The following is a 14200-nucleotide window of genomic DNA, read 5'->3' on the forward strand; positions in this document are numbered from 1 at the left end:
AGACGCTTAGGCTGCGTGCACTCTTTTTTAAAGGCCTTTTTCCATGCAATCACATGTACGTCGGGCGTTGCTGCCAATGCTGCTCATCGCCCAGCCCGCTTGTGCCGGTGACCCCGTCACAGCGCAGGATCAGGCGATAGGTCTGATCGATGGCAGCCACCTCAACCTGAATTTGCGCCACTACTATTCCAACCAGCACACCCAGCGCAGTACCCACCTGGTGATCAAAAAGGCCGGCGTCGCACAGCCCACACGCCAGCGCGACACCTGGGTGCAGACCGCGATGCTCAATTACATCTCGGGCTACACCGAAGGTTGGGTGGGCTTCGGTGTCGATGCCTCGCTGTTCAGCGCAGTGACCCTTGAGCGTGGGCACGGTGCGGTGGCCAATGGCGGTGACCGGGTGCTGGTCGACAGCGATGGCGACGCGGTCCCGAGCTGGAGTCGTCTGGGTGTCGGCGACGTGAAACTGCGAGTGTCGAGCACCGAACTCAAGGCCGGGCGGATGCTCACGGAAAACCCGATCCTGCGCTACAAGGACAACCGTGCCTTGCCGTCAACCTTTCAGGGCATTGGCCTGAACAGCAACGAACTCGACTGGCTGGCGCTGCAAGCGGGCAGCTTCGAGCGCGCCATCCCGCGTACCGGCACTGGCAGCGAACGCCTGACCACCACCTTCGGCAATCGCGCCTACAGCGGTTCACGTATCAGCTATCTCGGCGCGACAGCCAAAGCGCCCTACGGTCTGACATTGAGCGCTTACGGCTCGCGGTTCGAGGACATGTGGCAGCAATACTATCTGGGCGCGACTCACGTAACGGGGGATCGCGCCAACCTCGCGCTGAAAACCAGCCTCAACTACTACCGCACACGCGATCAGGGTGAACAAAACCTGGGCTTCATCGACAACCACGCCTACAGCCTGGCAATCACCGCCGCCCATGGCGCGCACGCTCTGACTACGGCGTGGCAGCAGGTGTTCGGCAACGAATATTTCGACTACGTGTGGGAGTCCACAGGCAACTACATGGCTAACTCGCTGTACTCGGACTACAACGGTCCGAACGAAAAATCCTGGCAACTGCGCTATGACTTCGACCTCGCCAGCTACGGCGTGCCGGGCCTGACCGCCAGCCTGTGGCACGCCAAGGGCTGGGGCATCGATGGCACCCACTACAGCGGCGACCGCGACGGACGCAACACCGGCTACAACGTGCGCGGGCTGGACGGTGCCAAGCACAACGAAAATGGCTTGATGCTCGCCTACGTGGTGCAGTCCGGCACCCTGAAAAATACGGCGCTGCGCAGTATCGTCTATAACCACCGCGCGAGTGGCGGGCAGATCGACGGCAGTTACGACGAGTTCCGTCTGGTGGCGAATGTACCGCTCAGCCTGTTTTGAATGCGCCGAGAACGCTGCGTAGTCTGCGGCGTTATCCACAGCAGAAATATTTCAACGGCGTTAACCCGAACGCAACGGACTGCCCGTCTCAGTGGATGAATGATCAATTTCATCCCGAGGTCAGCCCCCATGTCCCGTTCCCTGCCTTTTCTGCGACCTGCTGCGGTCAGCGTGCTGTTGTCCATCGCCGGTTGCGGTGTTTCCTCCAACCCGCAATCCGTTGCTGTCCCCGCGCCGGCCCAGCCATCGGTTCAACAGGAGGCGATGCTGGCCGACAGTGCGCAGGCCAAGCGCAGTGTTCGCCCTGCACCGATTGCCAGTTTCGCAGCGATGCCCGCGCGGGAAAGTTATCCACAAGGCTATCGCGACGAGCCGCGTGAGCAATATCAAACGCTGGCCGACAACCCCATCCACAGCGTGGCCCAAACCCCGGTCTCGACCTTCAGCGCCGACGTCGACACGGGCGCCTATGCCAATGTCCGTCGCTTGCTCAATCAGGGACGCCTGCCGCCGGAAGGCGCGGTGCGGCTGGAGGAAATGGTCAATTACTTCCCTTATGACTACGCCTTGCCCAGCGACGGCTCGCCGTTTGGCGTGACCACCGAACTGGCGGCGTCGCCATGGAACCCGCACACTCGCTTGCTGCGCATCGGTATCAAGGCTTCCGACCGCGCCGTGGCAGAACTGGCCCCGGCCAATCTGGTGTTTTTGGTGGACGTGTCCGGCTCGATGGATCGCCGCGAAGGCCTGCCGATGGTCAAAAGCACACTGAAACTGCTGGTCGATCAATTGCGCGAGCAGGACAGGGTGTCGCTGGTCGTGTATGCCGGCGACGCCCGCGTGGTGCTTGAACCCACTTCCGGGCGGGAAAAAGCCAAGATTCGTAACGCCATCGAGCAATTGACCGCCGGCGGTTCGACCGCTGGTGCGTCGGGCATCGAACTGGCCTATCAAATGGCCCAACAGGCGTTCATCCCCAAAGGCATCAACCGAATCCTGCTGGCCACCGACGGTGATTTCAACGTCGGCGTCAGCGACTTCGACAGCCTTAAACAAATGGCTGTGGATAAACGTAAAACCGGAATTTCCCTGACCACCCTGGGTTTTGGTGTGGATAACTACAATGAACACCTGATGGAACAACTGGCGGACGCTGGCGATGGCAACTACGCCTACATCGACAACCTGCGTGAAGCACGCAAAGTATTGGTCGATCAACTCGCCTCGACCCTTGCCGTCGTGGCGAAAAACGTCAAATTGCAGGTGGAGTTCAACCCGGCGCAGGTCAGTGAATATCGCCTGCTCGGCTACGAAAACCGTGCACTCAAGCGTGAGGATTTCAGCAATGACAAAGTCGATGCAGGCGAAATCGGCGCAGGACACACGGTGACCGCGCTGTACGAAATTGTTCCGGCAGGCGAGAAGGGCTGGCTGGAGCCACTGCGCTATGGTCAATCGAGTGCGGTTGTTGCGCAGAAGAACGGAGAATTGGCGATGCTGCGTGTGCGATATCAACAGCCCGAAGGTGGGAAAAGTCTGCTGATCGAGCGGCCGATTGCCAATCAGGTTGCACCGGCCAGCGAAGACCTGCGCTTTGCGGCGGCGGTTGCTGCGTTTTCCCAGCAACTCAAGGACGGTCGCTACACCGGCGATTTCAACCTCAAGGACACCGACGCGCTGGCCCGTGGTGCCCGGGGTGACGATCGTTTTGGCCTGCGCAATGAGTTCGTGCAACTGGTCGAACTGGCGCAGAGCCTGCGCCACACAACCGCATCGAGTGCGCAGCCCACTGAGCGACGGATTGAATAGTGAGTCGCCTGAAAGGCTTCATCAGTCAGCTGTTTGCTTCGCCAGACAGCTCAACCGCCAGCAGCGATGAAGCGTTGCTGGTGCGCTACCGCGAGGGCGACGGCGCGGCGTTCGAGATCTTGTACGCCCGCCATCGCCAAGCGTTGTATCGGTTCCTGCTCGGCTTGAGCGGCAAACCCGAACTGGCCGACGAAGTGTTTCAGGAAACCTGGTTGAGCCTGATCCGCAGCGCCAGTCAGCCACAAGGACGGGCGACCTTTCGTACATGGCTGTTCCAGATCGCCCGCAATCGCCTGATCGATCACTGGCGCAAGCACGGCGCCCAGCAACCGCTGCACGACAGTTACGATGAGCAAACCCACGCTGTCAGTGACGAGGCGACCGACCCCGAACAACTGCTGAGCCTCAGCCGCGACAGCCAACGCCTGGAAAACGCCCTGCAAACCCTGCCCGCCGATCAGCGCGAAGTGTTCCTGCTACGCGCTCACGGCGACCTCGACCTGGCGCAAATCGCCAGCCTCACCGAAACACCGCTGGAAACCGTCAAGAGCCGCTTGCGCTACGCCCAGCAAAAACTGCGTCGGCTGCTGGCCGAGGAGGTACTGACATGACTGACGCCCGCCAGACACCCGAAGATCCTGTGATCAAACATGTTCGCGAACAGCACAATGCTGAACCGCCCGCGCACCTCGACGCGTTCATCCTCAAGGCTGCCCACCACGAAGTCTCGGCACCAAAGCCAGGCCTGTGGCAACGCTGGCTCGACGCCTGCCGTAAACCACGCTGGCAAGTCGCATTCGCCAGTCTCGTCGGCGTGGCCCTGATGCTGTCACTGGTGCAACGCGTCCCCGGACCACAGCCGCCATTCGACTTCGCCCCGGCGCCCAAACCGGCTGCGTCAATGGCACGCAAACAAGCGCCTGAAGCATTGTCCGCCCCCGCACCCATGGCAGAAATGGCCGCGCCGATGCAAAGCGAGGCTATCCAAGCCGACGAAGCCAAACTCAGCAAACGCGCCGCCGCCCCCGCCAACGGCGTCGACGAACAACTGCGCGAAGTCCTGCGCCTGCGCGAATCCGGCCAATCACAAGCGGCCGACACCCTGTTCAACCACCTGCACAAACGCTACCCGAACGCCGACCTCGACGCCCGGCTCAAGCAAATCCAGCAGAACTGACCGCCTGTTCGCCCAGCCATTTGGCATTGCCCCGCAAAAACGCGCAATATCGGGCCATAGCTGAATCGCTGGAGAACACCGTGGCACCAAAAATCGACCGCATCGCCCAACTCCTCAACTGCCCGCAAAAGGGCGAAGAGATGCGCCGCGCGATTACCGAAGCGCGTAAGGAATTTCTGCTGAGCCAGCAGGAAGAGGATGTGCCCGAGGAAGAGGACGTTTTTGAAGAGGAGGTTGGGGAGGAAGAGGACGAGGATGAGGATTACGACGAGTTTGATTGGACGACGGAGTGATGGTTGAAGTTTGGATGCTCGGTGAAACCCAGCAACTCATGGCTTTTGGTCGTTGCGTTTGAAGGCAGTTGTCAACTCTAAGTTGACAACTGCCCGCCCGGCCGAGGCTTCATTGATCAAAAAGCTGGAATTATTCACCCGAAAAGCCAACGCCCACAAAAAAGCCCCGGACCACAACAGTCCGGGGCTTTTTCATTTCTATTCGTGGTGCACCAGGCGGGATTCGAACCCACGACCACTGCCTTCGGAGGGCAGTACTCTATCCAGCTGAGCTACTGGTGCAGCGGGCGACATCATACCTAGGTCGGGTCAGGGCGTCCATGCTGGGTTTTGGGGCGTATTGTCAGTGCGCGTGTCGGCTGGAGTCGCTGTATTCCATAAAGCGGTAACGTCCTGCAAAACCCTCGCTTGGCGCTTTGACGGGGGTGTTCTATGGTTTTCCTGCGGTGGGGGCGTTTTGCTCGTTGATCTGAAAAACTTCACAAACACGCCGTTTTTGTTCTTTTTTTCGAACGCCCTATTGTCCTTTAAACCCTTTGCTCCTACGATCCGTTTGAGATTTCAAACGCTCGTTGACTGGGCGTTGAAGCGCAGGTGTTTCGAGTCGTGCACGATTGATGCGCCTCACCCGGTCACTGATTTCCCTGACGGCAGCCTTGCGAGGCGCCTTTCTACAATCATAATTTGCTCCGCGCAGGCCGCGGTGCTGTTAAGGAAAGCCGACATGCAGCTTAAAGACACCCTGTTGTTCCGCCAGCAAGCCTTCATTGATGGCGCTTGGGTCGATGCGGACAACGGTCAGACGATCAAGGTCAACAACCCGGCCACCGGCGAAATTCTCGGTACCGTGCCGAAGATGGGCGCTGCCGAAACCCGCCGCGCCATTGAAGCCGCTGATAAAGCGCTGCCGGCCTGGCGTGCACTGACCGCCAAAGAGCGTGCCGGCAAACTGCGTCGCTGGTTCGAGCTGATGATCGAGAACCAGGACGACCTCGCTCGCCTGATGACCCTCGAGCAGGGCAAGCCGCTGGCTGAAGCCAAGGGCGAAATCGTTTACGCCGCTTCGTTCATCGAGTGGTTCGCCGAAGAAGCCAAGCGCATCTACGGTGACGTGATTCCGGGCCACCAGCCGGACAAACGCCTGATCGTGATCAAGCAGCCAATCGGCGTGACCGCAGCCATTACCCCGTGGAACTTCCCGGCCGCGATGATCACCCGTAAGGCCGGCCCGGCGCTGGCTGCCGGTTGCACCATGGTGCTCAAGCCTGCTTCGCAAACCCCTTTCTCCGCATTCGCACTGGCTGAACTGGCCCAGCGTGCCGGCATTCCTGCGGGCGTGTTCAGCGTTGTTTCCGGCAGCGCCGGCGACATCGGCAGCGAGCTGACCAGCAACCCGATCGTGCGCAAGCTGTCCTTCACCGGTTCGACCGAAATCGGTCGTCAACTGATGGCCGAATGCGCCAAGGACATCAAGAAAGTCTCGCTGGAACTGGGCGGCAACGCGCCATTCATCGTGTTCGACGACGCGGATCTGGATAAGGCCGTCGAAGGCGCGATCATTTCCAAGTACCGCAACAACGGTCAGACCTGCGTCTGCGCCAACCGTCTGTACATTCAGGATTCGGTCTACGACGCCTTCGCCGAGAAGCTGAAAGTGGCCGTGGCCAAACTGAAGATCGGCAACGGTCTGGAAGACGGCACCACCACTGGCCCGCTGATCGACGAAAAAGCCGTGGCCAAGGTGCAAGAGCACATCGCTGACGCTGTAGCCAAAGGCGCAACCGTATTGGCCGGCGGCAAGCCAATGGAAGGCAACTTCTTCGAGCCGACCATCCTGACCAACGTGCCGAAAGACGCAGCGGTCGCCAAGGAAGAAACGTTCGGTCCGCTGGCGCCGCTGTTCCGCTTCAAAGATGAAGCCGAAGTGATCGCGATGTCCAACGACACCGAGTTCGGTCTGGCCTCTTACTTCTACGCTCGTGACCTGGGCCGTGTGTTCCGTGTGGCGGAAGCCCTGGAATACGGCATGGTCGGCGTCAACACCGGGCTGATCTCCAACGAAGTCGCGCCATTCGGCGGCATCAAGGCGTCGGGCCTGGGCCGTGAAGGCTCCAAGTACGGCATCGAAGATTACCTGGAAATCAAATACCTCTGCCTGGGCATTTAAGCCGAGAAAGGGATTGCTGCAAACGCAAAGGGCACGAGAGCGCTGTCCCTTTGCGTCGTTTCAAACCGGAATTTTCTCTGCGGCCGGGAACGCCGTGGCAGTCGATCATCGCATGCTGCCACCGTCGCTTCCTCCCGCTTAATCCTTGAACCGCGCCGCCCGATGAGCGGCGAATGAGGACTGTAATGAGCAAGACTAACGCTGAACTGATGGCCCGCCGTACCGCTGCCGTACCTCGTGGTGTTGGCCAGATTCACCCGATCTTCGCCGAATCCGCGAAGAACGCTACCGTGACGGACGTTGAAGGTCGTGAATTCATCGACTTCGCTGGCGGTATCGCTGTACTGAACACTGGCCACGTGCACCCGAAAATCATCGCGGCCGTGACCGAACAGCTGAACAAGCTGACCCACACCTGCTTCCAGGTGCTGGCCTACGAGCCGTACGTTGAGCTGTGCGAAAAAATCAACGCCAAGGTGCCAGGTGATTTCGACAAGAAAACCCTGCTGGTCACCACCGGTTCTGAAGCGGTGGAAAACGCCGTGAAAATCGCCCGTGCCGCCACTGGCCGTGCCGGCGTGATCGCCTTCACCGGCGCTTACCACGGTCGCACCATGATGACCCTGGGCCTGACCGGTAAGGTCGTGCCTTACTCGGCCGGCATGGGCCTGATGCCAGGCGGCATCTTCCGCGCGCTGTACCCTAACGAACTGCACGGCGTGAGCATCGACGATTCGATCGCTTCCATCGAGCGCATCTTCAAGAACGACGCTGAGCCGCGTGACATCGCTGCCATCATCATCGAGCCGGTTCAGGGTGAAGGCGGTTTCTACGTCGCGCCTAAAGAGTTCATGAAGCGTCTGCGCGCACTGTGCGACCAGCACGGCATTCTGTTGATCGCTGACGAAGTGCAGACCGGCGCTGGCCGCACCGGTACGTTCTTTGCCATGGAACAGATGGGCGTTGCTGCCGACCTGACCACTTTCGCCAAATCCATCGCTGGTGGTTTCCCGTTGGCCGGTGTGTGCGGCAAGGCCGAATACATGGACGCCATCGCTCCAGGCGGCCTGGGCGGCACTTACGCCGGTAGCCCGATCGCTTGCGCGGCGGCTCTGGCGGTGATGGAAGTCTTCGAAGAAGAAAAACTGCTGGATCGCTGCAAGGCTGTCGGCGAGCGACTGGTCACTGGCCTCAAAGCCATCCAGGCCAAGTACCCGGTCATCGGCGAAGTCCGCGCCCTGGGCGCAATGATCGCCGTCGAGCTGTTCGAAAACGGCGACAGCCACAAGCCGAACGCTGCCGCTGTGGCGTCCGTTGTGGCCAAGGCTCGCGACAAGGGTCTGATCCTGCTGTCCTGCGGCACCTACGGCAACGTTCTGCGCGTACTCGTACCGCTGACCTCGCCGGATGAGCAACTGGACAAAGGTCTGGCGATCATCGAAGAGTGCTTCTCCGAGCTGTAAGGTCGGGCGCTGTTTGACTGGATAGACAAAAAACCCGCTTCGGCGGGTTTTTTTTCGTCTCTGGAATCACATCATCAGGTTTAGCGCTGTATCGAACAGCCCGTATTGGCTAAGGTTCAGGCATTGCAAGGGAGAGCGCGCATGACTGCCGTTGATTTACCCGCCGTACCCCGAGTGCTGATTGCCGAGGCCGACCCGTGGTCTCGTGACCTGCTCAAACAAGTGCTGTTGAACGTGCGCTGCGATGCGCGGCTGGATCTGTGTGCCGACGGCCAGCAAGCCCTCTCGCTGCTCAGCGAAGTGCCCTATGACCTGGCCATCGTCGATTGGGAGCTGCCCGGTGTCGATGGCTTGAGCGTGTTGCGCAGCGTGCGCCAGCGCAAACGCAATCCGCCGCTGCCGTTCATTCTGATGAGCAGCCGCAACGACAGCGCGAGCGTGCGCGAAGCCCTTCCGCTGGCGCCGACGGCGTACCTGACCAAACCCCTGAACATGGAAAGCCTGACGGAGCGTCTGCAAGGTTTGTTGCTCAATGCCGGTGAGGAAGTGTTCTGCGAAGTGCCGGCACTCGCGCCGGGCATGACCTTGTCGGTGTTCCTTGAGCGGCGCCGCGAGCAGACTGACGGCGCCCCGCTGATGACCGATGTGCAGGTGGCGGTCAAACGCAGCCTCAATCCCAATGGGCTGGACCTGAAGCTGCTGGAAGAGGAAATCCGCATCGACCCACAGATCACCGCCGTACTGATCGCCGCAGCCAACAGCGCGGCGCAGCACCACGGTGCACCGGTGCAGACGTTGGCGCAGGCGCTGCATCGGCTGGGCACTGGGCAAAGCATGAACCTGATTCTGGGGTTGGCGCTCAAGCGCAGCGCCAGGCTCAGCGATCCGTGTCTGGCGGACTATGCCGAGCGTTACTGGGGGTTGTCGCTGCACACTGCGGAGTACGCTCGCACCCTGGCGCGCTTGCTCGATCTGGATCAGGAGCGCTGCTATTGCGCCGGCATGTTGCATCGTTTGGGCGATCTGGCGTTGCTGCGCTGTTTGCAGGAGTGGAAGCAGGCTGGCGGGGAGCTGGATGAGTGTGAGGAAGTCGGCGACGCGCTGGCCGAGTTTGGCGCGGCGTATGGTTCGGCGCTGCGTACACGCTGGCGTTTGCCGCTGGAGTTGCGTGAGCTGATTGCTTCTGTCTACCAGCTCGGCGGCGGGGTGTATTCCCGCGAGGCGCTGGTGATGAACATGGCGGCGCAGATGGCTCGCCTGACGGAGCATGAAGGTGTTGAGGAACTGGCGAAGAGCCGCACGGCGCGGTTGCTCAAGATCGGGCTGCCGGAATTGATGCGGATGCGCAAATAACTGGAGTTTTCACAAACCCACAGTTGTTTTGTTTTGTGTTGTCAGGCAGAGATAATCCGGTTTTTGCCCTGGCGTTTGGCTTCGTACATCGCTGCATCCGCACGGGCGAACAGGCTGTCGAGGCTGTCATCGCCTTCGTTGAGGCTGGTCAGGCCCTGGCTCACCGTAATGCCGAACGTCTGGCCGTTGTGGTTGAAATTCAAGCGTTGAATCTCTCGTTGCAGCCGCTCGGCCACTTGCATTGCCATGTCTGGCGCGCAGCCAGGGAACACGGCGGCAAACTCTTCCCCACCAATGCGCCCGAACAGATCCCCTCGTCGCAGCGATCCGCGACCGCACTCGGCGATCCGTTGCAGCACATTGTCACCCTCGGGATGGCCGTAGCTGTCGTTGATCACTTTGAAGTCATCGATATCCAGCAGCAGGAATGCCAGTGGCGAACCTTGCAGGCGCGCCTCTTCGAATTCGCGATTGGCGCATTCGAAGAAGTGGCGCCGATTGCTGCTTTGGGTCAGCACGTCGGTAGTGGCCAAGCGTTGCAGCTCGGTTTCCATCTGCTTTTTATCGGTGATGTCCTCGGCGATACCGACAATCACCACCGGTTGTCCGGGTTCGTCCTGACGATTGATGAAGCATTTATCGCTGATCCAGCGAACTTGGCCGTCGGCGGCAATGATCCGGTATTCGCGATCTTCCACGGCGCCTTTGTGCAGGACGTCGGCGAGGCTGCGTTCGGCGTAGTCCAGATCATCGGGGTAGATGCTGTCGCGCCACTGGTTGTAGTCGGCGAGCAGGAGGCCGGCGGAGCGGCCGAAAATTCGTTCATAGGCGGGGCTGACGTACAGCACCTGCCGGGTTTCCCAGTCGAAGGCCCACAGCACGGCATTGACGCTGACCAGCAGGGCGCTGAACAGTTGCTCGCGCTCGCTCAGGCGGGCGACTTCGCCTTGGGCGTGCATCAACGCCATGAGGGTTTGCGCGGCCTCGGGCCATTGCGGGAGGGATGAGTCTTTTTGGTTGTTGTTGACCATCGGCACAGATCTCAAAGGGCGTGCCGGAATTCGACAACGACCACAGTACGGCCCGCCGGGGTGGCGAAGTGTCTTTGAGATAGGGGATTGCGTGCTAAGTTCCGATGGGTGCGCCCGGGAGTCCGGACGCACCGATCAACGGTCTCAGACCGCTGCAGGGCGCAGCGAGTAGGTTTTCAACTGGTCGGCGAATTCGCGCAGGGAATGTATGCCACTGGCCTCGGCCTCGTGAATCCATTCCTTGATGGCGGCGAGCATGTCGTGGCCATTTGCACTGGTCTTGACCCAGATCTGCTGCAAGGCCAGACGTTTTTCGTAAATTACCTTCAGTGCCTGGCTGTGTTCGAGCATGGTCTGGATGCGCACATGATGGCGATCTTCCAGCAGGCTGGTTTCCCGCGAGAGCAGACGCTTGGCGCGGTGGAACTGGTGACGCACCGAATGATCGACCTTGGCCAGCTCTTGCTTGACCAGCGGGCCGATGACCAGCTTGCGGTACTGGGCCATGATCTGGAAGCGGTTGTTGAGGATCGCCATGGCGGTGTCCATGTCCAGGTTGCCCTTGCCTTCGACACGGTGAGCAATCGGCGCGACACGTTGCACCTTGGCCAGACGCAGGAAGCTGAAGACTTTGATCCAGGCCCAGCCGAGGTCGAACTCCCACTTCTTCACCGACAGCTTGGCCGAGTTGGGGTAGGTGTGATGGTTGTTATGCAGTTCTTCGCCGCCGATCAGGATGCCCCACGGCACCAGATTGGTCGCCGCGTCGCGGCATTCGAAGTTGCGGTAGCCGACGGCATGGCCCAGGCCGTTGATCACGCCGGCAGCCCACACCGGGATCCACATCATCTGGATCGCCCAGATGGTGATGCCGATGGTGCCGAACAGCAGCAGGTCGATGACGCCCATGATGGCCACGCCCAGCAGCGGATAGCGGCTGTAGACGTTGCGCTCGATCCAGTCTTCGGGGCAGTTTTTGCCGTAAATGCGCAGGGTCTCAGGGTTTTGCGCTTCGGCGCGATACAGCTCGGCGCCGGTGCGCAGCACAGTGGACAGACCTTTGATGACCGGGCTGTGCGGGTCATCTTCGGTTTCGCACTTGGCGTGGTGTTTACGGTGAATGGCGGTCCATTCGCGGGTGTTCTGCGCCGTGGTCAGCCACAGCCAGAAGCGGAAAAAGTGTTTGAGCCCGGCATTCAGCTCCAGCGAGCGATGGGCGGAGTAACGGTGCAGATAGACCGTGACGGCGACAATTGTCACATGGGTCATGAGCAGGGTGACGGCGACCAGTGACCAGGCCGACAAACCAAGAAAACCTTCGTACCACATAGGCTATAGGGCCCTCGATAAAGATAAAAACAGCCGTTGCATTATCACCAAGCACACAGATAAAACCAGTCACCCTTTCAGATAAGAGTCGCTGGATGTTTCTTGACCTATAATCCCAACCTTTTTGTAGGGACATGGACGGCCGAATGTCTGCCACTTATCGCGATGCCTTGCGTGCAGCGCTGCTCTATCTTGTAGTTGCAGTCGTCTGGCTGCAGGGTGCTGGTTATTTATTAAACAATTTCTTCGCTAACGCCGTCGATCTTGCCCGTTGGCAACTGATCAACGGTTATGTATTGGCGGTGGTCAGCGCCGGGCTGATCTTTCTGGCGCGGGCGCGTTTGTGCGCGTTTCTGGGGATTGGCGCGCGTTTGCGCGAGCGCCATGCTGATCGCGAACGCCTTCGGCAGGCGGCGGCTGTGTTCGATTGCACGCGTGAAGGCGTGTTGGTCACCAACCATCGCGGGCTGATCGTGCACGTCAATCGTGCGTTCATCGAGATTACCGGCTACCAAGGCGAAGAAGTTCTGGGTCAGCAGCCAAGCCTGTTCAAGTCTGGCCATCATCCGCCAGGTTTCTATCAGGCGATGTTCGCCACGCTGGCGTCGGAGGGGGAGTGGAGCGGTGAGATCTGGAACCGCCGTAAAAGCGGCGAAATCTATCCGCAGTGGCAAACCATCCGCGTCATACACGATGATCAGGGGCGGCTCAGCCACTATGTGGCGGTGTTCTCCGACATCAGTGCGATCAAGCACTCCGAGCATGAACTCAAGCACCTCGCTCACCACGACCCGCTGACCGATCTGCCCAATCGCCTGCTGTTCAGCGACCGCGCCGAACAGGCGCTGGCCTCGGCGCAGATCCAAAAACGCGGCTGCGCGCTGCTGATGCTCGATCTGGATCACTTCAAGATGATCAACGACAGCCTCGGTCACAACGTCGGTGATCGACTGCTCAAGGCCGTGGCTGCACGGTTGCAGGACTTGTTCGGTCCCGGCATCACCCTGGCGCGACTCGGAGGCGATGAGTTCGCGGTGCTGGCCGAATGTTGTCCACAACTGGTGCAGGCAGCGGCGTTGGCCCAGCGCATTCTCGACGCGCTCAAAGAGCCGTTTTGCATCGACGGTCATGAGTTGTTCATCAATGCCAGTGTCGGCATCAGCCTGTTTCCCAGCGATGCGCTGAGCGCCGAACAGTTGCTGCGCAATGCCGACGCCGCGCTGTTCAAGGCCAAGAGCAACGGGCGCAACGGTTACGCCTTGTACACCGAAGAACTGACGGCCCACGCCCAGCGACGGGTCGAAATCGCTTTCGAATTGCGCCGAGCGCTGGAGCAGCAGGAGCTGCGGGTCTACTACCAACCGGTGCATGACCTGAAAACCAGTCGCCTGATCGGCGTTGAAGCCTTGGTGCGTTGGCAGCATCCGCAGCGCGGCCTGGTGTCGCCGGCCGAATTCATCCCGATTGCCGAGCGCACCGGGTTGATCGCCGAGATCGACGCGTGGGTCATGCAGCAGGCTTGCCGGCAGATGTGCCAATGGCTGAAAGCCGGGGTGCTGCTGGCGTTTGTTGCAGTGAACGTCTCGTCGCGGCTGTTTGCTCGACGCGAGTTGTATCAGCAGGTGGCGCAGGTGCTGCATGACACCGGTCTGGACCCGGCCTATCTGGAACTGGAGGTCACCGAAAGTGCGGTGATGGACGACCCGGAAGTGGCGCTGGAGCAGATGCATCGCTTGCGTGAATTGGGCATTCGCTTGGCCATTGATGATTTCGGCACCGGCTATTCATCGCTGTTGCGGCTCAAGCGCTTGCCGGTGCAGAAACTCAAGATCGATCAGGGGTTCGTCGCCGGATTGCCGTGGGACGAACATGATGTGGCGATTGTCCGGGTGATCATCGCGCTGGCCCGCAGCATGGGCATGCAGGTGCACGCCGAGGGCATCGAACAGGTTGAGCAGGCGGCGTTTCTGTTGGAGCAGGAGTGCAATCTGGGGCAGGGTTACTGGTTTGGACGGCCGGTACCGGCGCCGGAGATCGATTGGTCGCGAGCGCCATTGATCGGTTGAAGATCAACAGATCGCAGCCTTCGGCAGTTCCGCAGGCCCTGTGAGCTGCCGAAGGCTGGGATCGGCGTGCAACCTCTTGTCTGCATACATAATTCTTTTTGGTTATATAA

General features: G+C 60.2%; 11 protein-coding genes and 1 tRNA gene. 9 read left to right on the forward strand and 3 right to left on the reverse strand.

What is annotated here, in order from left to right; translation table 11 throughout:
• Positions 1-43: 43 nt before the first annotated feature.
• From K5E40_RS12320 to K5E40_RS12340, 5 genes are all read left to right on the forward strand, one after another.
• Positions 44-1402: an OprD family outer membrane porin gene (locus K5E40_RS12320; protein WP_221730976.1), complete on the forward strand. Its 1359-nt coding sequence runs from the start codon at positions 44-46 to the stop codon at positions 1400-1402.
• Positions 1403-1531: 129 nt separating this feature from the next.
• Positions 1532-3211: a VWA domain-containing protein gene (locus K5E40_RS12325; protein WP_221730977.1), complete on the forward strand. Its 1680-nt coding sequence runs from the start codon at positions 1532-1534 to the stop codon at positions 3209-3211.
• Positions 3212-3240: 29 nt separating this feature from the next.
• A complete protein-coding gene (locus K5E40_RS12330) occupies positions 3241-3822 on the forward strand; it encodes an RNA polymerase sigma factor (protein WP_221731067.1) in 582 nt (193 codons plus the stop codon).
• Positions 3819-4388 carry a hypothetical protein gene (locus K5E40_RS12335; protein WP_221730978.1) on the forward strand — a complete coding sequence of 190 codons (570 nt, stop codon included), beginning with the start codon at positions 3819-3821 and terminating at the stop codon, positions 4386-4388. The genes K5E40_RS12330 and K5E40_RS12335 overlap by 4 nt, the downstream gene beginning before the upstream one ends.
• 20 nt (positions 4389-4408) lie before the next feature.
• Entirely contained in the window at positions 4409-4681 is a 273-nt protein-coding gene (locus K5E40_RS12340; protein WP_221730979.1) for a hypothetical protein, read from the forward strand.
• A 205-nt stretch (positions 4682-4886) separates the two neighbouring features.
• Here the strand turns inward: K5E40_RS12340 and K5E40_RS12345 are convergent.
• Positions 4887-4963: transfer RNA gene (locus K5E40_RS12345), tRNA-Arg, on the reverse strand.
• A gap of 442 nt (positions 4964-5405) precedes the next feature.
• On the opposite strand from K5E40_RS12345, the gene gabD reads away from it, so the two are divergent.
• From gabD to K5E40_RS12360, 3 genes are all read left to right on the forward strand, one after another.
• Positions 5406-6848 carry an NADP-dependent succinate-semialdehyde dehydrogenase gene (gabD, locus tag K5E40_RS12350; RefSeq protein ID WP_221730980.1) on the forward strand — a complete coding sequence of 481 codons (1443 nt, stop codon included), beginning with the start codon at positions 5406-5408 and terminating at the stop codon, positions 6846-6848.
• A 185-nt stretch (positions 6849-7033) separates the two neighbouring features.
• Positions 7034-8311 carry a 4-aminobutyrate--2-oxoglutarate transaminase gene (gene gabT, locus K5E40_RS12355; protein WP_221730981.1) on the forward strand — a complete coding sequence of 426 codons (1278 nt, stop codon included), beginning with the start codon at positions 7034-7036 and terminating at the stop codon, positions 8309-8311.
• Positions 8312-8452: 141 nt separating this feature from the next.
• Positions 8453-9664: a response regulator gene (locus tag K5E40_RS12360; protein ID WP_221730982.1), complete on the forward strand. Its 1212-nt coding sequence runs from the start codon at positions 8453-8455 to the stop codon at positions 9662-9664.
• A gap of 41 nt (positions 9665-9705) precedes the next feature.
• On the opposite strand, the gene K5E40_RS12365 is transcribed toward K5E40_RS12360, so the two are convergent.
• Both K5E40_RS12365 and desA read right to left on the reverse strand, forming a co-directional pair.
• A complete protein-coding gene (locus tag K5E40_RS12365; RefSeq protein WP_221730983.1) occupies positions 9706-10695 on the reverse strand; it encodes a sensor domain-containing diguanylate cyclase in 990 nt (329 codons plus the stop codon).
• Positions 10696-10839: 144 nt separating this feature from the next.
• Positions 10840-12024, reverse strand: a complete 1185-nt coding sequence (gene desA, locus K5E40_RS12370) for a delta-9 fatty acid desaturase DesA (RefSeq protein ID WP_221730984.1) — start codon at positions 12022-12024, stop codon at positions 10840-10842.
• Between the two features lie 146 nt (positions 12025-12170).
• Here desA and dibA point away from each other — a divergent pair, with 146 nt between their 5' ends.
• The gene (dibA, locus tag K5E40_RS12375) at positions 12171-14090 is read left to right on the forward strand and encodes a phosphodiesterase DibA (protein WP_221730985.1); all 1920 of its coding nucleotides are present in this window, start codon (positions 12171-12173) and stop codon (positions 14088-14090) included.
• The last annotated feature ends 110 nt before the right edge of the window (positions 14091-14200 follow it).

The organism is Pseudomonas baetica (assembly GCF_019733355.1).
Taxonomy (GTDB): Bacteria; Pseudomonadota; Gammaproteobacteria; order Pseudomonadales; family Pseudomonadaceae; genus Aquipseudomonas; species Aquipseudomonas baetica_A.

Coding starts and splice junctions, on each gene's coding strand:
- gabD (WP_221730980.1), top strand. CDS start 5,406: ATGCAGCTTAAAGACACCCTGTTGTTCCGCCAGCAAGCCTTCATTGAT.
- K5E40_RS12325 (WP_221730977.1), top strand. CDS start 1,532: ATGTCCCGTTCCCTGCCTTTTCTGCGACCTGCTGCGGTCAGCGTGCTG.
- desA (WP_221730984.1), bottom strand. CDS start 12,024: ATGTGGTACGAAGGTTTTCTTGGTTTGTCGGCCTGGTCACTGGTCGCC.
- K5E40_RS12360 (WP_221730982.1), top strand. CDS start 8,453: ATGACTGCCGTTGATTTACCCGCCGTACCCCGAGTGCTGATTGCCGAG.
- K5E40_RS12335 (WP_221730978.1), top strand. CDS start 3,819: ATGACTGACGCCCGCCAGACACCCGAAGATCCTGTGATCAAACATGTT.
- K5E40_RS12320 (WP_221730976.1), top strand. CDS start 44: ATGCAATCACATGTACGTCGGGCGTTGCTGCCAATGCTGCTCATCGCC.
- dibA (WP_221730985.1), top strand. CDS start 12,171: ATGTCTGCCACTTATCGCGATGCCTTGCGTGCAGCGCTGCTCTATCTT.
- K5E40_RS12365 (WP_221730983.1), bottom strand. CDS start 10,695: ATGGTCAACAACAACCAAAAAGACTCATCCCTCCCGCAATGGCCCGAG.
- gabT (WP_221730981.1), top strand. CDS start 7,034: ATGAGCAAGACTAACGCTGAACTGATGGCCCGCCGTACCGCTGCCGTA.